Here is a 23,032-nt window from a genome sequence, read left to right as displayed (position 1 = left end):
GCTAAAGCGCGTCGCAACTGCTCTTTAACAATTTATCAGGCAATCTGTGTGGGCACTCGAAGATACGGATTCTTAACGTCGCAAGACGAAAAATGAATACCAAGTCTCTGAGTGAACACGTAATTCATTACGAAGTTTAATTCACGAGCATCAAACTTAAATTGAAGAGTTTGATCATGGCTCAGATTGAACGCTGGCGGCAGGCCTAACACATGCAAGTCGAACGGTAGCACAGAGGAGCTTGCTCCTTGGGTGACGAGTGGCGGACGGGTGAGTAATGTCTGGGAAACTGCCCGATGGAGGGGGATAACTACTGGAAACGGTAGCTAATACCGCATAACGTCGCAAGACCAAAGAGGGGGACCTTCGGGCCTCTTGCCATCGGATGTGCCCAGATGGGATTAGCTAGTAGGTGGGGTAACGGCTCACCTAGGCGACGATCCCTAGCTGGTCTGAGAGGATGACCAGCCACACTGGAACTGAGACACGGTCCAGACTCCTACGGGAGGCAGCAGTGGGGAATATTGCACAATGGGCGCAAGCCTGATGCAGCCATGCCGCGTGTATGAAGAAGGCCTTCGGGTTGTAAAGTACTTTCAGCGAGGAGGAAGGTGTTGTGGTTAATAACCACAGCAATTGACGTTACTCGCAGAAGAAGCACCGGCTAACTCCGTGCCAGCAGCCGCGGTAATACGGAGGGTGCAAGCGTTAATCGGAATTACTGGGCGTAAAGCGCACGCAGGCGGTCTGTCAAGTCGGATGTGAAATCCCCGGGCTCAACCTGGGAACTGCATCCGAAACTGGCAGGCTAGAGTCTTGTAGAGGGGGGTAGAATTCCAGGTGTAGCGGTGAAATGCGTAGAGATCTGGAGGAATACCGGTGGCGAAGGCGGCCCCCTGGACAAAGACTGACGCTCAGGTGCGAAAGCGTGGGGAGCAAACAGGATTAGATACCCTGGTAGTCCACGCCGTAAACGATGTCGACTTGGAGGTTGTGCCCTTGAGGCGTGGCTTCCGGAGCTAACGCGTTAAGTCGACCGCCTGGGGAGTACGGCCGCAAGGTTAAAACTCAAATGAATTGACGGGGGCCCGCACAAGCGGTGGAGCATGTGGTTTAATTCGATGCAACGCGAAGAACCTTACCTACTCTTGACATCCAGAGAAGTTTGCAGAGATGCGAACGTGCCTTCGGGAACTCTGAGACAGGTGCTGCATGGCTGTCGTCAGCTCGTGTTGTGAAATGTTGGGTTAAGTCCCGCAACGAGCGCAACCCTTATCCTTTGTTGCCAGCGATTCGGTCGGGAACTCAAAGGAGACTGCCAGTGATAAACTGGAGGAAGGTGGGGATGACGTCAAGTCATCATGGCCCTTACGAGTAGGGCTACACACGTGCTACAATGGCATATACAAAGAGAAGCGACCTCGCGAGAGCAAGCGGACCTCATAAAGTATGTCGTAGTCCGGATTGGAGTCTGCAACTCGACTCCATGAAGTCGGAATCGCTAGTAATCGTGGATCAGAATGCCACGGTGAATACGTTCCCGGGCCTTGTACACACCGCCCGTCACACCATGGGAGTGGGTTGCAAAAGAAGTAGGTAGCTTAACCTTCGGGAGGGCGCTTACCACTTTGTGATTCATGACTGGGGTGAAGTCGTAACAAGGTAACCGTAGGGGAACCTGCGGTTGGATCACCTCCTTACCTTAAAGAAACGTTCTTTGTAGTGCTCACACAGATTGTCTGATGAAAAGTAAATAGCAAGGCGTCTTGCGATTGAGACTTCAGTGTCCCCTTCGTCTAGAGGCCCAGGACACCGCCCTTTCACGGCGGTAACAGGGGTTCGAATCCCCTAGGGGACGCCACTTGCTGGTATGTGTGAGTGAAAGTCGCCGACCGAAGTATCTCAAAACAGACTTTCGAGTCTCGTTTGAGATATTTGCTCTTTAAAAATCTGGATCAAGCTGAAAATTGAAACGACACACTGTTTCATTTCTCCGTAATAAGAAATGAAAAGCGGTGTGTCCGAGTCTCTCAAATTTTCGCAACACTGAAGTGTTTTACGAAACATCTTCGGGTTGTGAGGTTAAGCGACTAAGCGTACACGGTGGATGCCCTGGCAGTCAGAGGCGATGAAGGACGTGCTAATCTGCGATAAGCGTCGGTAAGGTGATATGAACCGTTATAACCGGCGATTTCCGAATGGGGAAACCCAGTGTGATTCGTCACACTATCATTACGTGAATACATAGCGTAATGAAGCGAACCGGGGGAACTGAAACATCTAAGTACCCCGAGGAAAAGAAATCAACCGAGATTCCCCCAGTAGCGGCGAGCGAACGGGGAGCAGCCCAGAGTCTGAATCAGCATGTGTGGTAGTGGAACGGTCTGGAAAGTCCGACGGTACAGGGTGATAGTCCCGTACACAAAAGTGCATGTGTTGTGAACTCGAAGAGTAGGGCGGGACACGTGGTATCCTGTCTGAATATGGGGGGACCATCCTCCAAGGCTAAATACTCCTGACTGACCGATAGTGAACCAGTACCGTGAGGGAAAGGCGAAAAGAACCCCGGCGAGGGGAGTGAAAAAGAACCTGAAACCGTGTACGTACAAGCAGTGGGAGCCTCTTTATGGGGTGACTGCGTACCTTTTGTATAATGGGTCAGCGACTTATATTCTGTAGCAAGGTTAACCGAATAGGGGAGCCGAAGGGAAACCGAGTCTTAACTGGGCGTTAAGTTGCAGGGTATAGACCCGAAACCCGGTGATCTAGCCATGGGCAGGTTGAAGGTTGGGTAACACTAACTGGAGGACCGAACCGACTAATGTTGAAAAATTAGCGGATGACTTGTGGCTGGGGGTGAAAGGCCAATCAAACCGGGAGATAGCTGGTTCTCCCCGAAAGCTATTTAGGTAGCGCCTCGTGAACTCATCTTCGGGGGTAGAGCACTGTTTCGGCTAGGGGGTCATCCCGACTTACCAACCCGATGCAAACTGCGAATACCGAAGAATGTTATCACGGGAGACACACGGCGGGTGCTAACGTCCGTCGTGAAGAGGGAAACAACCCAGACCGCCAGCTAAGGTCCCAAAGTCATGGTTAAGTGGGAAACGATGTGGGAAGGCACAGACAGCCAGGATGTTGGCTTAGAAGCAGCCATCATTTAAAGAAAGCGTAATAGCTCACTGGTCGAGTCGGCCTGCGCGGAAGATGTAACGGGGCTAAACCATGCACCGAAGCTGCGGCAGCGACACTATGTGTTGTTGGGTAGGGGAGCGTTCTGTAAGCCGTTGAAGGTGTGCTGTGAGGCATGCTGGAGGTATCAGAAGTGCGAATGCTGACATAAGTAACGATAATGCGGGTGAAAAACCCGCACGCCGGAAGACCAAGGGTTCCTGTCCAACGTTAATCGGGGCAGGGTGAGTCGACCCCTAAGGCGAGGCCGAAAGGCGTAGTCGATGGGAAACAGGTTAATATTCCTGTACTTGGTGTTACTGCGAAGGGGGGACGGAGAAGGCTATGTTAGCCGGGCGACGGTTGTCCCGGTTTAAGCATGTAGGCGGAGATTCCAGGTAAATCCGGAGTCTTGTTAACGCTGAGGTGTGATGACGAGGCACTACGGTGCTGAAGTAACAAATGCCCTGCTTCCAGGAAAAGCCTCTAAGCATCAGGTAACACGAAATCGTACCCCAAACCGACACAGGTGGTCAGGTAGAGAATACCAAGGCGCTTGAGAGAACTCGGGTGAAGGAACTAGGCAAAATGGTGCCGTAACTTCGGGAGAAGGCACGCTGATATGTAGGTGAAGTGATTTACTCATGGAGCTGAAATCAGTCGAAGATACCAGCTGGCTGCAACTGTTTATTAAAAACACAGCACTGTGCAAACACGAAAGTGGACGTATACGGTGTGACGCCTGCCCGGTGCCGGAAGGTTAATTGATGGGGTTATCCGTAAGGAGAAGCTCTTGATCGAAGCCCCGGTAAACGGCGGCCGTAACTATAACGGTCCTAAGGTAGCGAAATTCCTTGTCGGGTAAGTTCCGACCTGCACGAATGGCGTAATGATGGCCAGGCTGTCTCCACCCGAGACTCAGTGAAATTGAACTCGCTGTGAAGATGCAGTGTACCCGCGGCAAGACGGAAAGACCCCGTGAACCTTTACTATAGCTTGACACTGAACACTGGTCCTTGATGTGTAGGATAGGTGGGAGGCTTTGAAGTGTGGACGCCAGTCTGCATGGAGCCAACCTTGAAATACCACCCTTTAATGGCTGGTGTTCTAACGTAGACCCGTGATCCGGGTTGCGGACAGTGTCTGGTGGGTAGTTTGACTGGGGCGGTCTCCTCCTAAAGAGTAACGGAGGAGCACGAAGGTTAGCTAATCCTGGTCGGACATCAGGAGGTTAGTGCAAAGGCATAAGCTAGCTTGACTGCGAGAGTGACGGCTCGAGCAGGTGCGAAAGCAGGTCTTAGTGATCCGGTGGTTCTGAATGGAAGGGCCATCGCTCAACGGATAAAAGGTACTCCGGGGATAACAGGCTGATACCGCCCAAGAGTTCATATCGACGGCGGTGTTTGGCACCTCGATGTCGGCTCATCACATCCTGGGGCTGAAGTAGGTCCCAAGGGTATGGCTGTTCGCCATTTAAAGTGGTACGCGAGCTGGGTTTAGAACGTCGTGAGACAGTTCGGTCCCTATCTGCCGTGGGCGCTGGAGAATTGAGGGGGGCTGCTCCTAGTACGAGAGGACCGGAGTGGACGCATCACTGGTGTTCGGGTTGTCATGCCAATGGCATTGCCCGGTAGCTAAATGCGGAAGAGATAAGTGCTGAAAGCATCTAAGCACGAAACTTGCCCCGAGATGAGTTCTCCCTGACCCTTTAAGGGTCCTGAAGGAACGTTGAAGACGACGACGTTGATAGGTCGGGTGTGTAAGCGTAGCGATACGTTGAGCTAACCGATACTAATGAACCGTGAGGCTTAACCTTACAACGCCGAAGGTGTTTTGGCGAAAGAGACATCGAAATTCAGCTTGATTACAGATTACATCGACATGCGAAAAGCGTGTTGATAAACAGAATTTGCCTGGCGGCTGTAGCGCGGTGGTCCCACCTGACCCCATGCCGAACTCAGAAGTGAAACGCCGTAGCGCCGATGGTAGTGTGGGGTCTCCCCATGCGAGAGTAGGGAACTGCCAGGCATCAAATTGCAGTAAACCGGGATGAATAATCCGGGTAGTGACAAAGAAATTCGGTGGAGCGGTAGTTCAGTTGGTTAGAATACCTGCCTGTCACGCAGGGGGTCGCGGGTTCGAGTCCCGTCCGTTCCGCCACTTATTAAGAGCCCTGAGCTAACGCTCAGGGCTTTTTCTTTTCCAGCGATTTAATTATTGCTGAATCCGCAAAAATCCTCTGCATTTTTCACTCTTTTTCGGCAAAGAACTGATGGTCATAATCCTCTCAGTTAACGAACATAGTGATTAAAAAGAGGAATTCTATGACTATCCCTGCATTTGGTTTAGGTACGTTTCGCCTGAAAGACGACGTGGTTATCGCTTCTGTCAAAACGGCGCTTGAGCTGGGCTACCGTGCTGTCGACACTGCGCAAATCTATGAAAATGAAGCGGCTGTTGGTCAGGCGATTGCCGAAAGTAGCGTACCGCGTAACGAGTTGTACATCACTACCAAGATCTGGATTGAAAATCTCAGCAAAGACAAACTGATCCCAAGTCTGAAAGAAAGTCTGAAGAAACTGCGTACGGATTATGTCGATCTGACGCTGATCCACTGGCCATCTCCGGGCGATGCGGTATCCGTTGAAGAATTTATGCAGGCGCTGCTTGAAGCGAAAGAACAGGGGCTGACTCGCGAAATTGGTGTCTCAAATTTCACTATTCCACTGATGGAAAAAGCCATTGCTACAGTAGGTGCAGACAATATCGCGACCAACCAGATTGAGCTGTCTCCGTATCTGCAGAGTCGTAAGGTGGTTGACTGGGCTAAAGCGCACGGTATCCACATCACCTCTTACATGACGCTGGCTTACGGTAAGGCGCTAAAAGATGAAGTGATTGCACGCATTGCCGCTAAACATAACGCGACCCCGGCGCAGGTTATTCTGGCATGGGCAATGGATGAAGGTTACTCCGTGATCCCTTCATCTACCAAGCGTGAAAACCTTGCAAGCAACTTGCTGGCGCTGGACCTGCATCTGGATACTGAAGATAAAAAAGCGATCGCGGCACTGGACTGCAACGATCGTCTGGTCAGCCCGGAAGGCCTGGCCCCTGATTGGGATTAATTGCCCGACCCTCTGTACCTTTAACCCTCTTTCACAGCTCCTTCGGGAGCTGTTCTTATATATTCACTTAAAAAGTCTATAAATGCCCGAATGCGTGTACTGACCGCACGATCGCTGTAGTAAACGGCGCTGAAAGGCATTTCTACCGGCAGACGTTTATCGGCCAGCAGCTCCACCAGTTCTCCCCGCGCGATCTCTTTATCAATCATATAATCTGAAAGACATGCGATACCATTGCCGCTCAGGCAAAGCTGTTTTAACGTTTCCCCGCTGTTGGAAGAAATCCCACATTCGACCTCATGGAGCTGTCCGTCGCTACGGGCAATCGGCCAGGTATTGAGTGAAACGGGTTCGGAAAACCCCAGACACAGGTGCTGCTTTAACTGTTCGACGGTCTCCGGCTTGCCAAAACGGGCAATATAGTCCGGTGAGGCAATAATCTTACGATAGCTGGTAAACAACGGACGCGCACGCAGGCTCGAGTCAGTCAGCGTACCTGCTCGTATCGCGACATCCACTTTTCGTTCAATAAGATTGATGAACGTTTCTGAGGAGACAAGAGACAACGTCATCTCAGGATATCGCTCACGGAACGGTTTGATTAGCGGCATCAGGAAATGCAGCATCACCGGCGTTGCCGCGTCGATACGCAGCAGGCCGCGCGGGGTATTGCGCGACTCCATGATTTCCGTTTCTGCTGCTGCCATCTCTTGCAGTATCTGCTGCACACGCCTGAAGTAGCGTTCTCCTTCTTCAGTCAGGCTTAGCTGTCGGGTCGTTCGATTAAGCAGACTCACACCCAATTTCATCTCCAGCTTTTTTACTGCCCGACTGACTGCGGAATTAGCCTGACCGAGTTGTTCTGCCGCCCGGCTGAAGCTGCCGCTTTCCACAACGGCCACAAAAATCGCAAGTTCTTCAGAGGTTGCTTTCATTTTTGCACCTGACGCAAAATTATATTGAGATTTTGAATATTTTTGTTATTAAAGCATCCCGGCATACTGCGTGTCATCTGATTACTGATGTTACGGAGTTATTTATGCCTCTCGCTTTATTTGCACTAACAATAAGTGCCTTCGCTATTGGCACGACTGAGTTTGTGATTGTTGGCCTGGTGCCGACCATCGCTCAACAACTGGCGATCTCGTTACCTTCCGCCGGGATGCTGGTTTCAATCTATGCGCTGGGTGTGGCGATTGGCGCACCAGTGCTGACCGCTCTGACCGGAAGCCTGCCACGTAAAAAGTTGCTTGTCGCGCTGATGGTCCTGTTTACGGCGGGGAATTTACTGGCATGGCAGGCACCCGGGTATATGACACTTATTGTCGCCCGTCTGCTGACGGGGCTGGCTCACGGCGTATTCTTCTCGATTGGTTCCACTATCGCGACAAGTCTGGTGCCAAAAGAAAAAGCAGCTTCCGCCATCGCTATTATGTTCGGTGGCTTAACGGTGGCACTGGTCACGGGCGTGCCGCTGGGTACGTTTATCGGCCAGCACTTTGGCTGGCGTGAGACTTTCCTGGCAGTATCAATGTTAGGCGTGATTGCGCTGATTAGTAGTCAACTGCTGATCCCGGCTAACATTCCTGGTCGAGCGGCCGCCAGCATTCGCGACCAGGTGAAAGTGCTGACTCATCCTCGTTTGTTGCTGATTTACGCCGTTACGGCATTGGGCTACGGTGGTGTGTTCACGGCTTTCACCTTCCTGGCACCGATGATGCAGGATCTGGCGGGCTTCTCCCCGGCAGCGGTGAGCTGGATCTTACTGGGTTACGGCGTATCAGTCGCTATCGGCAATATCTGGGGCGGTAAGCTGGCGGATAAACATGGTGCGGTTCCTGCGTTGAAATTCATTTTCGCCGCACTGTTTGTTCTGCTGATGGTCTTCCAACTGACGGCTTCCACGCAGTACGCCGCGCTGGCTACCATTCTGGTGATGGGGATCTTTGCCTTCGGTAACGTACCGGGGTTGCAGGTCTACGTGGTACAGAAAGCGGAACAATTTACGCCCAATGCTGTTGATGTGGCGTCAGGGCTGAACATTGCAGCGTTTAACATTGGTATTGCACTGGGTTCCGTGATTGGCGGACAAACGGTCGAGCATTATGGGTTGGCGCAGACACCATGGATTGGCGCACTTATTGTTCTGGTGGCTTTCCTGCTGATGGGGCTGAACGGCCGTCTTGATAAGCCCACGCACGTTGCTCTGGGGTAAATCATTGATGTAAGCGCCCACTTACAAAACAAACTGCAATTGTTCGTTGAAAGTGAGTGCTAAAATCCCTATAACAGAAGAACCAGTCCGGCTGCGGACTGGTTGACGTTACAGAGGTTTGAAAGTCTAAAGTGCGAAAAAACACCTATGCCATGCGTTATGTTGCCGGACAACCCGCCGAGCGGATTTTACCGCCGGGCTCGTTTGCGCATATTGGCCAGGCATTACCCGCAGGCGTACCGTTGAGCAGTGAAGATCGCATTCGCGTGCTGGTATGGAATATTTTTAAACAGCAGCGAGCAGAATGGCAGTCGGTGCTGAAGAATTTTGGTAAAGACGCGCATCTGGTGTTATTGCAGGAAGCGCAAACCACACCAGAACTGGTGCAGTTTGCGACCACTAACTATCTCGCTGCCGACCAGGTTCCCGCCTTTGTGCTGCCTCAGCACCCCTCTGGCGTTATGACACTCTCCTCCGCCCATCCAGTTTACTGCTGCCCATTACGCGAGCGTGAGCCTATTTTACGGCTGGCGAAATCGGCGTTGGTGACGGTGTACCCGTTGCCTGACACTCGGTTGTTAATGGTGGTGAATATCCACGCGGTTAACTTTAGCCTTGGCGTTGATGTCTATAGTAAGCAGTTACTTCCCATTGGCGATCAGATTGCTCATCACAGCGGTCCGGTGATTATGGCCGGCGATTTTAATGCCTGGAGCCGTCGACGGATGAATGCGCTGTACCGCTTTGCGCGTGAAATGTCGCTGCGCCAGGTGCGCTTTACCGACGATCAGCGCCGCCGCGCGTTTGGTCGTCCTCTCGATTTTGTGTTCTATCGCGGTCTGAACGTGAGTGAGGCCTCTGTGCTGGTCACCCGCGCCTCCGACCACAACCCGCTACTCGTTGAATTCAGTCCCGGCAAACCTGAACAATAACGGTGTGTCAGGTCTGCCGTAGGGCAGGCCTGTGATGGTTGCCCTTCATATTTCACAACAACCGAAGGACAACACAATGACAACACGCTCTCATCATGACAACGTCGAAAAACAGTTTGGCTCTCAGGCTAATGCTTACTTAGCCAGTGCGGTGCACGCCTCTGGTCGTGACTTGCAACGTCTGGGGGAAAGGTTGTTGGCATTTCCGCAGGCCCGCGTGTTGGATATGGGATGCGGAGCGGGGCATGCCAGCTTTGTGGCCGCGCAATACGCAAAGCAGGTAGTAGCTTATGATTTATCGTCGCAGATGCTTGACGTGGTCACTGACGCGGCAAAAGACAGAGGTCTGGAGAATATCGCCACAAGGCAGGGTTATGCTGAAAGCCTGCCGTTTGAAGATAACGTATTTGACGTGGTGATTAGCCGCTATTCCGCGCATCACTGGCATGATGTCGGGCGTGCGTTGCGAGAAGTGAACCGCGTTCTGAAGCCCGGCGGTGTGCTGATTGTGATGGATGTGATGTCGCCAGGCCATCCTGTACGTGACATCTGGTTGCAAACTGTGGAGGCGTTACGCGATACCTCGCACGTACGCAACTATTCCAGCGGAGAATGGCTGTCGTTAATCAATGACGCCAATCTGATTGCCGATACCTTGTTAACCGATCGTCTGCCGCTGGAGTTCAGTTCGTGGGTGGCGCGGATGCGCACGCCTGCAGCATTGAGCGACGCGATCCGTGTATACCAACAAAGTGCTTCTGCGGAAGTGAAAGCCTATTTTGCGTTACAGGAAGATGGCTCGTTTACCAGCGACACGATAATGGTTGAAGCACATAAAGCGGGATAAATAAAAAAGGCACTGGGGGGAAACCAGTGCCTTCATTTCTACAATGCTATCAGGAGTCCGGCATACCGCTGTTTTTCACAAACAACGTTAGCTGATCGCCTGGCTGCAGATTGTTCGTATCGCTGTTCCAGCGCATCACATCCTTGATGTTAACCCCGTGGCGTTTGGCAATGCTCGAGAGCGAGTCGCCTTTACGCACACGATAGGTGATGCTATCGCTGTTGTTCGCCAGTCGCTGTGCGCTGGTACCAGCGCCCACCGTCAGATTTTGGCCTACTTTCAGCGATGACCCGCGCAGATTATTCCACTGCTTAAGGTCATTGGTGCTCACGCCAAGACGTGAAGCAACACCAGAAAGCGTATCGCCAGAGCGAACTTTGTAGCTACGGCTGTTCAGCGGCGTGTTATCCGCAACCAACGTTGACTGCACGGCTGCAATTTCGCCTGAGGCCAGAGACTCACGCAGCTTCTCTGCATGCTTCTTTGGCACCATCACATATTGCGGACCGCTGGCACCCAACGTGGAGCCTTTCACGCCTGCATTGAAGGTTTTCAGCTTGCTGACGGAAATACCCGCCATATCGGCAACCTGAGCCATTTCAACCGGGCTACTCAGGCGAACACGTGCCAACGCGCGGCTTTCGTCTGTTGTTGGCAGACGCACGCCATAGCGTTTGCTGTTTTTGAGTATATCGCTCAATGCCAGCATTTTTGGCACATATAGCTTCGTTTCCTGAGGCAATGGCAACGACCAGAAGTCAGTGGGTTTACCACGGGCTTTGTTCGTTTTAATTGCCTTCATGACACGACCTTCACCGCTATTATAAGCAGCAACGGTCAGCAGCCAGTCGCCATCAAACATTTTGTTCAGACGCTGCATCATGTCCAGTGCGGCGGTGGTGGAAGCCACAACGTCGCGACGTGCATCATAATTGCGGGTCTGTTTTAAACCATAATTGCGCCCCGTGCTCGGAATGATCTGCCAAATACCTGCGGCATTGGCGCCAGACGTTGCGTGAGGATCAAAAGCGCTCTCCACTATGGGTAGTAGTACCAGTTCCATTGGCATGTTACGTTTCTTAACCTGCCCGGCTATCCAGTACATATACGGCTCTGCCCGTAAAGTTACATCGTGGAGATAGCTCTTATTGCGTAAATACTTCTGTTTCTGTTCGCGAATCCGGTTGTTTTCCGGAATTCCCATCTTTAGCTCGTCACCAATGAAAGCCCACAAATCTTGATCAGCAGCGATAGATGTTCCGTCGTCCATCCATCGCGCCTGACTTGTAAACTTTCCTGCTTCCCCTTGACCAGCTGCAGAAAGGCTCTGTGCGTGTTGTTGGACGTTACCAGTATTCTGGCACCCAACAAGCAGGACAGAGGCGAGTAATATCGCTTTTGCCTTCATGTGTGTGTCAATAGTTGCTTAAAAGACGACCGATCATAACGGCGAAGTTTTCAAAAGGCAACCCGGAATTGTCAGAACGTATCTTTCTTTGACCTTAACCAGGCAAAACGCTCTTCAGGTTGTTGCAATATTGTTTTTTTATTTATTTCATTAATTAAATCAATATCTTCCGTTCTTAAAAAAAGATTATTTCGTCGCTCATTTTTCAGAATTACGGGCAGTGTCATTTGTTTTTTTACGCGTAACTCATTAACTTTACGATAATATTCATTTATGAACGGATCGTGCGGAAGAATGCTTAAGGCAAACTTCATGTTTGCTAATGTGTACTCATGTGCGCAACAAATCAATGTATCGTCAGGAAGTGCGTTTAGTTTTTTAAGTGATTGATACATTTGAGATGCTGTGCCTTCAAAAAGCCGACCGCAGCCACCGGAGAAGAGCGTGTCGCCGCAAAACAGGTAAGGCTGGCTAAAGTAACAGATATGTCCTAAAGTGTGACCCGGCGTAGCAATTACAGTAAATTCATGCCCCAAAACGAGTGCAATATCGCCATCTTCGACTATATGCGTCGTTCCCTTATCTTGCGTTTCAGCCGGTCCGTATACCGCTATTTGTGGGAAATGTTGCAGAAGTTCTTTCACGCCGCCCACGTGATCCTGATGATGATGTGTCAGCAGAATGGCCTCGGGAACCCAGTTATGTTCTGCAATAGCTTTCAGAACAGGTGCTGCTTCACCCGGGTCCACAATCAGACAATGTTTGTCATTATTCGACAGGACCCAGATGTAATTGTCCTGAAATGCAGGAATACTGTTAAGATTCATAGATTACCTCTCAATGCGTAACGGAAGGTTGTGATGAAACCGGCAAGGATCCCTCAAACTGTCGTAGCGCCCGTTAGTTGGGATGATTTTCCCTGGGGCGAACACTATCGTCAGGCGCTGGAGCATCAGCTTAACCCGTGGTTCGCAAAAATGTACGGATTTCATCTGCTTAAGATTGGTAATTTAAGCGCAGAAATCAATTCTGAAGCGTGCGCGGTTTCTCATCAGGTAAATGTTTCTTTGCAAGGCGCTCCCATGCAGGTGACTGCCGATCCTTTACATCTGCCCTTTGCCGATAAGTCCGTGGATGTTTGTTTGTTGGCTCATACGCTGCCGTGGTGTTCCGATCCACATCGCTTACTGCATGAAGCCGATCGCGTGCTTATTGATGACGGTTGGTTGATTCTGAGCGGCTTTAACCCGGTAAGTCTGATGGGATTGCGTAAACTGGTGCCCGTATTGCGTAAAACATCGCCCTACAACAGCCGGATGTTTACCCTCATGCGGCAGTTGGACTGGCTCTCATTGCTGAATTTTGAAGTACTGCACTATAGCCGTTTTCATGTCCTGCCTTGGAACAAGAAGGGCGGGAAAATGTTAAGCGCCCATATCCCTGCGCTGGGCTGTTTGCAACTGGTGGTTGCGCGTAAGCGAACCATTCCGCTTACGCTCAACCCGATGAAACAAAATAAAAGCAAAACGCCTATCCGCCAGGCCGTTGGCGCAACCCGGCAATACCGTAAACCAGACGTTTAAGTCTCAGCCTGATACCCAATATCATCCTGAGTGGGACGCATTGCAGCAGCGCGCGCAAGCTCATCACAGCGTTCGTTTTCCGGATGGCCCGCATGGCCTTTAACCCATTCCCATTTGATTTGATGCGGCCCCAGCGCGGTATCCAGACGTTTCCACAGATCGACGTTCTTCACTGGTTTTTTATCTGCTGTTTTCCAGCCGCGCTTCTTCCAGTTGTGGATCCACTGCGTAATGCCCTGGCGCACATACTGGCTGTCCGTGCTGAGTATCACTTCACACTGTTCTTTCAGGGCTTCCAGCGCAACGATTGCCGCCATCAGCTCCATGCGATTATTGGTGGTGAGGTTGTAGCCTTCGCTAAAGGTTTTTTCGCGCCCGCGATAGCGTAAAATCGCCCCATAACCACCTGGCCCTGGATTTCCCAGGCAAGAACCATCGGTGAAAATCTCTACCTGTTTAAGCATCTCTGGTAGACTTCCTGTTTTAGCAAATCGAAATCAAACGATAAGTCTGACATAAATGACCGTTATGAGCACTGGAATTACACGACAGATCGTCCTCGATACCGAAACCACCGGTATGAACCAGATTGGCGCCCACTACGAAGGCCACAAGATCATTGAGATCGGTGCGGTTGAAGTGGTGAACCGCCGCCTGACCGGGAATAACTTCCACGTTTACCTGAAACCGGATCGGCTGGTGGACCCGGAAGCGTTTGGTGTACACGGAATCGCAGACGAATTCCTGCTTGATAAACCTACGTTTGCCGATGTGGCCGATGAGTTTCTCGACTACATCCGCGGTGCGGAGCTGGTCATCCATAACGCATCGTTTGATATCGGCTTTATGGATTACGAATTCGCTAAGCTCAGGCGGGATATTCCGAAGACAAACGAATTCTGCAAAATTACCGATAGCCTGGCGCTGGCGAGGAAAATGTTTCCTGGCAAGCGCAACAGCCTTGATGCGTTATGCTCACGCTATGAAATAGACAACAGTAAGCGAACCCTGCACGGCGCATTGCTCGATGCCCAGATTCTGGCCGACGTTTATCTGATGATGACCGGTGGGCAGACCACGATGGCGTTCTCAATGGAAGGTGACAGCCAGCAGCAGAATGACACGGGGATCCAGCGTATTGTGCGACAGTCCAGCAAACTACGCGTTGTTTTCGCCACTGATGAAGAGTTAGCGGCCCATGAGTCGCGCCTTGACCTGGTGCAGAAGAAAGGCGGAAGTTGCCTCTGGCGGGCATAGTTTGTACGTTTTCCGTATGGAAATGACCATTCGGGTGATTTTTGCAGCAAACGATTAAAAAACGTGAGAAAAAGCGTTGACGAGGCGTGAGGCAATCCGTAATATTCGCTTCGTTCCCAAGCGGAACACAACGCGGAGTGGTAGTTCAGTTGGTTAGAATACCTGCCTGTCACGCAGGGGGTCGCGGGTTCGAGTCCCGTCCATTCCGCCACTATTCAGAAAGCCTGAATCAGAAATGATTCAGGCTTTCGTCGTTTTAGCCCGCCACAATAATAATCTCATCATCACACTTTATCGACCACGTCCGTGCTATCGGGCAGGCAACACATCAGGTCATCCTTAACCCGACGCATATCCAGGGGCAGATCAACCTGCGAAGTGATTCATCACGCAGGCGAAGCGGGGGGAAAAGTTATCGCCGATAAGCACCGTTTCTTCATTCAAGTGCTTTAGCATATACAGCTTGTCGGCACGTTCGTAAGCGTCGAAGAAGAGATAATCGACAGCATCCGTTGCTTCATCATCGGGAGATTTTTCACGTCCGTTGGGAGTGAGCATGAAAACACCGGCGGTATGGCCGAGTGGTCGGGCATAGCGAAAGAACAGTTTTCGGTTCACAGCAAACTCGCCATCATCACTTTTGAGTTTCCCTTGTACTGACAATGAAAGGTGTCCGGAGTTGTAGCTGGTAATCAGCATTATTCCATGGAGTACCTTTTTTGTATCCTGGATGTCGAGTATCGACGTGAATTCCGAGGAGCAGGAAAAACTGATTTCTTGTTTTTTCGCATTCCCGGCGATAATAAAAAAAGCGATAGCCGCCAGCCCAAAAATGGCAATCACGACTGACCATAGTAAAGGAGAGTGATCGCTTTCTTGCTTCATATCATTCCTCATGATGGCGATACTGGCTGATGCAATGGTAATAGCCGAGGTTCAGCCCGCATTCAGCGGCAAACGACCACTCAACCAGATTATGGTTGCTCGCCCAGGTATTGAGATACAGATCTTTTGGGTACGAACAGTCGGGGTTAATGCCCACGGACTTGAAAATATCCAGCGCTTTCTTTTCGGTTATGGTGTCGGTGAGGGCGTTTCCTAATATATGTACACGGCATTGTTCATAGTCGATAGTCCGCAGGATAGTCGCGTCCGTCATGGCGATTTCATTGGGTATCCATGTTAACCACGCTGTCGCCAGCACGGCGATACCAGTAATTAACGCGGTTATCGCCACAGGCCAACGGCTTTGTTTCTTTTTGTTGAGCGTCGATGCAACATTGGCAATTCTGGCGGGAGCTTGCGCTTCTTCCAGTTGCTGAATATTGATATTAGCGTCGCCCATCCGAAATCCCATCCGCGGAATTGTGACGATGAGCTCTGCAGGATGACCCGTAGACGTTATTGCTTTGCGCAGAAATGAAATGTGCTGATTGAGATTCGCATCCGTCGCTCTGGCGCCATTATGCTGAAAAACATTCAGCAGAATTTCATCACGCGAGGATATCTCTTTACCATTTTGCAACAAATAGAGCAGTAATTGTGTTGCCACATTATTCAATGTGGCCATTTCACCAGATGCCAGGTCTTTTAGGGTATTTTTATGTGGTCTGAAAACTAAGCCATCACCAATAATTACGGATTTAATTTTGTTTATTGGTATATGAGAAATCACTGATGTCTCCTTTAAAGCAGGATATCTCGCATTCGAGTGGGGGAAGCAATAGCATAACATAATTCATTTATAAAAAATGGTTGTACCATAGATCGCTTTATTAATATTTATATAACAATATTTTAATATCTCTTATAGAATCCTCTTTTCTCCTTCCTCTCTTTCACTATCTTATTGTCATTACTCGCTTTTGATATCCAATTTCATTTTTACAAAAATTTCATAAATACATTTTGCCTGTTGTTCTGGCTAAATAAAAAAATAGTTGATAGATAAAAACTCTATAAAAATGCTAAATGATAGATACTAACACTGGCTAAGTCGTGATTTTTGGCGGTTTTTTAGGTAAACGATCGCTGTGCAGACAGTGTTACAACATGATTCCCTGAGTTTGATTAATACCGGATTTTTGCATTGTGTCATTTTCCCGTCGACTTAATATAAGCCCCGAAACAGCGTAAACAACTGTGGACGGTATTTCGGATGGAATACCAATGAAGTTCAAAATACGGGGCGGCTTGAGATGGATTGTTTGCAAGGATATGCGCTACCGCCACCTGCAGATCAGGATTTTCCGGACATAAATTATCTGCGGAAATAGATCTTCGGAATAACTAAAAAACAGATATAAGGTTAAGTAGTAATATGAAAATGAAAAACGTGGCTGTGGCCTGTGCGCTGATGGCGGGAATGACTTTTACTGCCTCTTCTGCTTTTGCTGCAAAAAATGTCGAACCGACTAACGGTAAAATTCACTTCACCGGTTCTCTGGTTAATTCCGCATGTGGTCTGGCACCAGAATCCAGCCCGGTACAGGTTAATTTTGGTGAGATCCCAACTTCCCAGTTAAAAGACAACCAACGTGCTGGCGTTAAGCATGCCAAAATCGTTCTGCAGGGCTGTGATACGACCGTCGCGAAAACGGCCACTGTGACTTATACCCCGGCAACGATTGATACAGACAACAACGCACTAGCTGCGTTCACCTCTGGTACTGCAAAGGGCGCGGGCATCGGTATGATTGACAGTGGCAACCAGGACGTGGAATGGGGTCAAGCCGCCTCTCAGGTCAACATTACCGATGGTGAAACCGACATTGATTTCGTCGCTTACCTGCAGGCAAACAACGCATCTGCCGCGGTAACCCCAGGTGATTTCGAATCTACCGTTAATTTCCAGATCGACTACCAGTAACGATCTGCAGCAGGCGCATTAACGCGCCTGCTTAACCCTTCCTGCGAATAACTGAAAGGAAATGCGGTGATGCCTGGATGGCGAATTTTACTGCTTTTTATCTTCATATCGCCTGCATGGGTTTTGGCTGACACCAATCGTCTTGTCAGTACGCCCGGCAAAATGCGCATGCACGGAAATATTATTGAGGCTGCCTGTTATGTCGATCCACGCGACCGGTCGCTACTGGTTGAATTTGATGATCTCTCAGCCAGAGATATTTCCGGAAAACCAGAGAAAGTATCAGCGCATGATTTCAGCATTCATTTGTTGGGATGTTCATTAGGGGATTCTCAACACCCCGGGAATCTGTTTCAACGTGCCAATATTACCTTTTCTGGCGCACCGGATAGTGACAATCCAGATTATCTAAGCGTGCAATCGGAAACTGAAAATTTAGCGATAGAAATATATGACAGCAACGGACAGCAAATTCATCTGGGTGAGCCATCACCGGACTATGTGCTTAATCCAGGGAAAAACATGCTCAATTTTACGGCTTATTTGATCTCCCGCGACGGAAGAATGACATCTGGCGAATTTACTGCGGTCACGCATTTTGTTGTGAATTATCTCTGAGCTGCACTGCAATTCGGGTATCTGAAGGTTTGCGAACGAAAATGATCACGCTGAAAACAGATAAAAAACGTCTGGCGCTTTTTATTGCTCTGGTCTGTGCCTCTTCATGGGCTGAAGCGGATGAGGCCATTGAATTTAATACCGACGTACTGGATGCCAGTGACAGGCACAATGTCGATTTGCAGCGTTTTTCCGAAGGCAACTTTGTGACTCCCGGAGAATATCTGCTGGATGTTCGTATTAACAGCCAGGAGATTCCACAGCAGTCGATCCGTTATATCGTCGATCCTGCCAACCCGCATAAATCCATGGCATGTCTGACCCCGCAACAACTCGAATTACTGGCGCTCAAAGAAGAAGCGCTGGCCTATATTCATCCGATTAGCGCGACCTGCTATGACATTTCCCGCCTGCCGGGTGTGGCGTTGAATAATAGCGCAGGCGTACTGGACATTATCGTGCCTCAGGCGTGGATGAAATATACCGATCCAGACTGGACGCCACCGGAACGCTGGGATAACGGCGTCGCGGGGCTGATTTTTGACTACAGCGTCTCGGGCCAGGCCACACATTATGAACAGGGCGGCGATCGTTATCGCTCTCTGTCTGGCTATGGGCAGACAGGTTTTAACCTCGGCGCGTGGCGATTTCGTGGCCAGTATCAGGCCAATTACGCTTCGGATGATAATCGCGGCCGTATCGACTGGGATCAGATCTATGCCTATCGACCGTTGCCGATGCAGGCTGCAAAACTGACGGTCGGCGAAATCTACCTGAATTCTCAGGTTTTTGATTCGGTACGTTTCACCGGGGCTAACCTCGCCAGCGACGAGCGTATGTTGCCACCGAATTTGCAGGGCTACGCGCCTGAAGTGCACGGCATCGCCCGCAGCAATGCGAAGGTTACCGTCAGTCAGCAGGGCCGTGTTATCTATCAAACCACCGTTCCTGCAGGGCCATTTAATATTCAGGATCTGCACGGTTCGGTACGCGGCACGCTGGATGTTCGCGTCGAGGAGCAGGATGGCAGCGTACACACTTTTCAGGTCAATACGGCCGATATTCCTTACCTGACGCGACCAGGCTATGTGCGCTACAACGCCGCGGTCGGGAAGCCATCGCGTTATAACCACGACGTTCAGGGGCCTGCATTTTATAGCGGTGATTTTTCATGGGGGGTCAGCAATGCCTGGTCGCTGTACGGCGGCGCGCTGCTGACTGGCGATCGCTATAACGCCTGGTCGATGGGGATTGGGCGGGACTTGAGCTGGCTGGGGGCGCTGTCGGCTGATGCGACGCAATCCGTGAGTCGGGTAAAGCATCAGGCTGAACAAAAAGGCATGTCTTTTAAGCTCAGCTACGCCAAAACTTTTGATGAGTACAACAGCGCCATCACCTTTGCCGGTTACCGCTTCTCACAGCGTAACTTCCGCACTTTCTCGCAGTTTCTCGACGAGCAGTATGAAAATAACAACAGTGCCGGCAACGAAAAAGAGATGTACACCATCACCGGCAACAAAACCTTCTTTGCTGACGACCCACTATTAGCGACCACGCTGTACCTGACCTATACCCACCAGAACTATTGGGATCGCGGTTCCCAGGATCGTTACGGATTATCGATGGGGCACAGCTTTTCATTTGCTGGCATCCAGGGGATCAGCGCCAACGTTGCGGCTTACCGCTCTGAGTATCAGGGCAAACGAGACGACAGTCTTTCGCTTTCAATCTCGGTGCCATGGAGCGATGGCCGCTCTATGGATTACGAATTGCAGAACAGCGGCAACCAGACCAGCCAGATGGTTTCGTATTCCGATAACCGTGACCGTAACAATCCGTGGCGTTTGCGCACAGGGGTTTCCGGTGAAGGGCGTACGGCATTTGATGGCTATTACAAGCACCGCAGCATGATGGCGGAACTGGAATCTAACGTCAGCTGGCAGCAATCACGTTATTTCTCCGTTGGCGGCACGATGCGCGGCGGCTTTACCGCGACGCGTCACGGTGCGGCGCTGCACAACAGCCAGGCGTCGATGAATACCGCCAGAGTGATGGTTGATACCGACGGGGTGGCGAACGTGCCGCTGAACGGCGAACAGGCGCACTCAAACCGCTTCGGTATTGCCGTCGTACCGGACGTCGTTAGCTATCACAGCTTTGATACCCGTATCGATGTGGACGCAATGGACGAGGACATTTCCGCGACTAAAGCCATCGTGACCAACACCCTGACGGAAGGAGCGATTGGCTACCAGCATTTTGCCGTGGCGCAGGGGCAAAAAATGATGGCGCTGCTGCGCCTGAAGGATGGTTCGGTACCGCCGTTTGGCGCCGAAGTGTTTAACGCTAACGGCGTTAGCGTCGCCATGGTAATGGAAAACGGTATGGCCTGGATTGCGGGTGTGAATCCGGCTGAGCGTCTTTCCGTTGCCTGGGCTGGCCGTGCGCAGTGCCACTTACAGGTGCCACAACAAATCAACCCGGAAGGTAACGTGCTGTTGCCTTGTGAATAATTTCAATAACCTGAATGAATTTTGTCATGAATAATCAAGCTTTTTACTCCGTGCAGCGTTGGCTTAAACCCGTGGCCTGTGGCCTGCTTTTGATTGCAGAGATCAACACCTCATGGGCGGGTATTGCGCTCGACCGTACTCGCATGATCATCACTGGTGATGCGCGCTCAGTCAGTGCGAACTTAACCAATACCAGCCCGAGCATTCCGTTTCTGGCTCAGTCGTGGGTGGAAGATGCCAACGGAACAAAAATTACCTCGCCGCTGATGGTCTTACCGCCGCTGCAACGAATTAACGGCGGGCAAAAGGGAATTGCCCGCGTGACGAAAACCAGCGGGATCAACGCCCTGCCGCAGGATCGCGAGAGCTTGTTCTACCTGAACGTACGTGAAATTCCGCCTAAACCGGATAAGCCGAACGTGCTGCAACTGGCGATGCAGTCGCGCATCAAATTGTTCTACCGTCCGGCCGCCATTGTGCCGGAAACGCCGGGCGCCGTGTGGCAAAACCAACTGGTCTTTCACAAGCAGGGCCAGCGCTGGCGTGTGGATAACCCAACGCCTTACTTCGTCACCTTAATCGGCTTAAGCCGCAAGCCAGAAGCGCAGGGAGGCGGCAGATTGACCGACTTCCCCGGCGTTATGGTCTCACCAAAATCCTCTCTCGATTTCAGCGTCACGGACGGCAGCGTCAGCCAGTTCAGCATGATGTACGTGAACGATTTTGGCGGTCATCCCGAACTGAAATTCAGCTGCACAGGCAATGTATGTAAAGCATTGCCGATGGAGCAACAGCCCCGGTAACAGGAATCGTAAATGAAAAAGATGCTTTGCGCCCTGCTGATGGCGGGCATGGCCTGGCAGGTTCAGGCCACCAGCGGCCGCCAGGATATGAGCAACGTGTCCGGTGAGTATGGCAACGTCCGCTTTCACGGCCGGGTCTACGTGTCGCCGTGCGTGCTGGATATGGCCTCACGCGATCAGACCATCAATCTTGGTGATATTTCCGCCAGTCGGTTTCGCCAGGGCGGCGATCGCAGCGAACCGGTGTTGGTCACGCTGTACCTGAACGGCTGCTTAAAGGGCTATGGTCATACCCTGAGGGATTTCCCCGGGCAGACCAGCGAAATGCCTGAGCTGGCGCACAGCACGGTGGAACGTGGCGTTTCTATGACGCTGATGGCCGAAGGCGCGCCGGAAAACAGTGACCTGGGGCGTATTCGTGGTGATGTGCGCGGCGCGGGCATTCGGCTACTGACCGAGCGTAATCAGCTGATCCATCTGAACCAACCGCAACGTATGTGGATCCTCAAACCAGGCGATAACGCCATTCACTTTCTGGCCACGCTGGAATCTTTTGGGCCAGAGGTGACTGCCGGAGAATTTAACGGCCTGGTGAGACTTAAGCTGGAGTATCTATGAGCGTATTACGCAAAGCGCTGTTGTGGGTTGCCCTGGCTGGCTGTCCACTGGCCGGGCAGGCATTTACACAGGGGGAAGGTGAGCCGGAGGGCGGGTCGCCGCATCAGTACGATATCGAATTGAGCTCGCTGGATGTCAGTAAAAACCACGTGGGTGGCAGAACGGATCCGTTTACCTGGAATCTGGGCAGTTGGTATGTGGTGAATTTCTATTGCGAGCAGGCTGACATCTCCCGGTCGCCGATTTACTACACCACCACGACTACGATGCCGCCTTCAAATCAGGGGGCGAACCGTTTTCGGCTAAATGAGTATCTGGATGTGGAAGTGCAGGTGTGGGTTGCCGGGGGCTATAAACAGTATGTTCAGGCGCCTTTTACCAACGTTTCAAACCGCAACAGCAATAACACTTGCAAAAAGCGCAAGGGCTACACGCGCGCCACTAACGTTGAAAGTGGTTCAAAAGGGAAAGTGACGTTTATTGTCACTAAACCCATTATCAACGGCATCAATATCACTTCCCAATCGCTGGTGGAGGTTGCCGGGCGCATGGGGAGCGCGGGACCTACGCCCACTACGGCGATTTCCCGTGTGGTGATTAAATCCGGGCTGATTACCGTACCGGACAAATGCACCTTCAACCGGGGAGACAAAATCAGTATTGAGTTTGGCGATCTGCCAGGATCCGCTGCCCGGCTCAATGGCACTAACTACAGCAAGTCGATCCCCATTCATGTTGTTTGTGAAGGCGGCAGCTTCGATCAGGGCGCGCTGAACATTAATCTTGGCGTACAAACTACCACGGCGTCAGGCACTGCGGGGTTCAACGATCATCTCCTCGGCACGCTGAGCGGCGGACAAAAGCGCGACGATCTCGGCATTATGCTTAAAGACGAGAGCGGTGGCACCGTCGTGCCCAATCAATTCTATAACGTGAAAGGTTTTTACCAGAATCAGGGCGACTGGAATCTCACCGCTGCACCGGTGGCAAAGCCGGGCGTGGGAAGCGTTAAGGAAGGTGAGTTTGAAGCCTCTGCCACCGTTGTTGCGCAGTTTCAGTAGGGGGATGCC

The 23,032-nt window shown here is 51.2% G+C and carries 17 protein-coding genes, 3 tRNA genes, 3 rRNA genes and 1 pseudogene; 18 read left to right on the top strand and 6 right to left on the bottom strand.

Translation table 11 applies throughout. From position 1 onward, the window contains the following. Positions 1-158 precede the first annotated feature (158 nt). From O6D90_RS18920 to dkgB, 6 genes are all read left to right on the top strand, one after another. Positions 159-1,700: ribosomal RNA gene (locus O6D90_RS18920) — 16S ribosomal RNA — on the top strand. Between the two features lie 85 nt (positions 1,701-1,785). Beyond that, positions 1,786-1,861: transfer RNA gene (locus tag O6D90_RS18915), tRNA-Glu, on the top strand. 219 nt (positions 1,862-2,080) lie between these two features. After that, positions 2,081-4,987, top strand: a 23S ribosomal RNA gene (locus O6D90_RS18910). 96 nt (positions 4,988-5,083) lie between these two features. Next, positions 5,084-5,199 (top strand): 5S ribosomal RNA (gene rrf, locus O6D90_RS18905). Together the 16S, 23S and 5S rRNA genes with 2 tRNA genes alongside form the textbook arrangement of a ribosomal RNA operon. A 55-nt stretch (positions 5,200-5,254) precedes the next feature. Next, positions 5,255-5,331, top strand: a tRNA-Asp gene (locus tag O6D90_RS18900). 164 nt (positions 5,332-5,495) lie between these two features. After that, positions 5,496-6,299 (top strand): 2,5-didehydrogluconate reductase DkgB, encoded by an 804-nt coding sequence (gene dkgB / locus O6D90_RS18895; RefSeq protein ID WP_016155739.1) that lies wholly within the window; start codon positions 5,496-5,498, stop codon positions 6,297-6,299. A gap of 20 nt (positions 6,300-6,319) precedes the next feature. On the opposite strand, the gene yafC is transcribed toward dkgB, so the two are convergent. Then, the gene (gene yafC / locus O6D90_RS18890) at positions 6,320-7,234 is read right to left on the bottom strand and encodes a DNA-binding transcriptional regulator YafC (protein WP_016155740.1); all 915 of its coding nucleotides are present in this window, start codon (positions 7,232-7,234) and stop codon (positions 6,320-6,322) included. Positions 7,235-7,338: 104 nt separating this feature from the next. Between yafC and O6D90_RS18885 the strand changes: the two genes are divergently transcribed. The 3 genes from O6D90_RS18885 to O6D90_RS18875 all read left to right on the top strand — a co-directional run bounded on the left by O6D90_RS18885 (position 7,339) and on the right by O6D90_RS18875 (position 10,293). After that, a complete protein-coding gene (locus O6D90_RS18885) occupies positions 7,339-8,514 on the top strand; it encodes an MFS transporter (protein ID WP_016155741.1) in 1,176 nt (391 codons plus the stop codon). A gap of 131 nt (positions 8,515-8,645) precedes the next feature. Beyond that, entirely contained in the window at positions 8,646-9,446 is an 801-nt protein-coding gene (locus tag O6D90_RS18880) for an endonuclease/exonuclease/phosphatase family protein (protein ID WP_029139415.1), read from the top strand. A gap of 76 nt (positions 9,447-9,522) precedes the next feature. Continuing rightward, positions 9,523-10,293, top strand: coding sequence for a class I SAM-dependent methyltransferase (locus tag O6D90_RS18875; RefSeq protein ID WP_016155742.1), 771 nt, complete (start codon positions 9,523-9,525; stop codon positions 10,291-10,293). Positions 10,294-10,342: 49 nt separating this feature from the next. On the opposite strand, the gene mltD is transcribed toward O6D90_RS18875, so the two are convergent. Together mltD and gloB are read right to left on the bottom strand one after the other, a co-directional pair. Then, on the bottom strand, positions 10,343-11,701 hold the full coding sequence (gene mltD, locus O6D90_RS18870) for a murein transglycosylase D (RefSeq protein ID WP_029139416.1): 1,359 nt from the start codon (positions 11,699-11,701) through the stop codon (positions 10,343-10,345). Positions 11,702-11,772: 71 nt separating this feature from the next. Then, entirely contained in the window at positions 11,773-12,528 is a 756-nt protein-coding gene (gene gloB, locus O6D90_RS18865) for a hydroxyacylglutathione hydrolase (protein WP_016155744.1), read from the bottom strand. 33 nt (positions 12,529-12,561) lie between these two features. Between gloB and O6D90_RS18860 the strand changes: the two genes are divergently transcribed. Further along, positions 12,562-13,284, top strand: coding sequence for a class I SAM-dependent methyltransferase (locus tag O6D90_RS18860; protein WP_016155745.1), 723 nt, complete (start codon positions 12,562-12,564; stop codon positions 13,282-13,284). Here the strand turns inward: O6D90_RS18860 and rnhA are convergent. Further along, positions 13,281-13,859: pseudogene (gene rnhA, locus O6D90_RS18855) on the bottom strand (ribonuclease HI). The gene O6D90_RS18860 and the pseudogene rnhA sit on opposite strands and share 4 nt — an antisense overlap. Between rnhA and dnaQ the strand changes: the two are divergent. Continuing rightward, positions 13,813-14,541 (top strand): DNA polymerase III subunit epsilon, encoded by a 729-nt coding sequence (gene dnaQ, locus O6D90_RS18850; protein WP_029139417.1) that lies wholly within the window; start codon positions 13,813-13,815, stop codon positions 14,539-14,541. The pseudogene rnhA and the gene dnaQ sit on opposite strands and share 47 nt — an antisense overlap. Positions 14,542-14,675: 134 nt before the next feature. Continuing rightward, positions 14,676-14,752, top strand: a tRNA-Asp gene (locus tag O6D90_RS18845). 155 nt (positions 14,753-14,907) lie between these two features. Here O6D90_RS18845 and O6D90_RS18840 read toward each other — a convergent pair. Both O6D90_RS18840 and O6D90_RS18835 read right to left on the bottom strand, forming a co-directional pair. Further along, the gene (locus tag O6D90_RS18840; protein WP_016155747.1) at positions 14,908-15,426 is read right to left on the bottom strand and encodes a hypothetical protein; all 519 of its coding nucleotides are present in this window, start codon (positions 15,424-15,426) and stop codon (positions 14,908-14,910) included. A gap of 1 nt (position 15,427) precedes the next feature. After that, entirely contained in the window at positions 15,428-16,111 is a 684-nt protein-coding gene (locus tag O6D90_RS18835) for a winged helix-turn-helix domain-containing protein (RefSeq protein ID WP_223307926.1), read from the bottom strand. A gap of 750 nt (positions 16,112-16,861) precedes the next feature. Between O6D90_RS18835 and O6D90_RS18830 the strand changes: the two genes are divergently transcribed. From O6D90_RS18830 to O6D90_RS18805, 6 genes are all read left to right on the top strand, one after another. Further along, positions 16,862-17,410 (top strand): fimbrial protein, encoded by a 549-nt coding sequence (locus O6D90_RS18830; RefSeq protein WP_016155749.1) that lies wholly within the window; start codon positions 16,862-16,864, stop codon positions 17,408-17,410. 69 nt (positions 17,411-17,479) lie between these two features. Beyond that, positions 17,480-18,028: a fimbrial protein gene (locus O6D90_RS18825; RefSeq protein WP_016155750.1), complete on the top strand. Its 549-nt coding sequence runs from the start codon at positions 17,480-17,482 to the stop codon at positions 18,026-18,028. 41 nt (positions 18,029-18,069) lie between these two features. Next, a complete protein-coding gene (locus O6D90_RS18820; RefSeq protein ID WP_016155751.1) occupies positions 18,070-20,541 on the top strand; it encodes a fimbria/pilus outer membrane usher protein in 2,472 nt (823 codons plus the stop codon). A 26-nt stretch (positions 20,542-20,567) separates the two neighbouring features. Next, complete coding sequence (locus tag O6D90_RS18815) at positions 20,568-21,344, top strand: fimbrial biogenesis chaperone (protein ID WP_019076064.1); 777 nt, start codon at positions 20,568-20,570, stop codon at positions 21,342-21,344. A gap of 12 nt (positions 21,345-21,356) precedes the next feature. After that, complete coding sequence (locus O6D90_RS18810; RefSeq protein ID WP_016155753.1) at positions 21,357-21,962, top strand: fimbrial protein; 606 nt, start codon at positions 21,357-21,359, stop codon at positions 21,960-21,962. Next, the gene (locus O6D90_RS18805) at positions 21,959-23,023 is read left to right on the top strand and encodes a fimbrial protein (RefSeq protein WP_016155754.1); all 1,065 of its coding nucleotides are present in this window, start codon (positions 21,959-21,961) and stop codon (positions 23,021-23,023) included. Before O6D90_RS18810 ends, O6D90_RS18805 begins: the two co-directional genes overlap by 4 nt. The last annotated feature ends 9 nt before the right edge of the window (positions 23,024-23,032 follow it).

It is taken from the genome of Citrobacter sp. 21OH12SH02A-Citro (assembly GCF_027919895.1).
GTDB classification, from domain to species: Bacteria; Pseudomonadota; Gammaproteobacteria; order Enterobacterales; family Enterobacteriaceae; genus Citrobacter; species Citrobacter braakii.
Note: the sequence above shows the minus strand (reverse complement) of the source record. Positions and strands in the feature narration are given on the sequence as shown.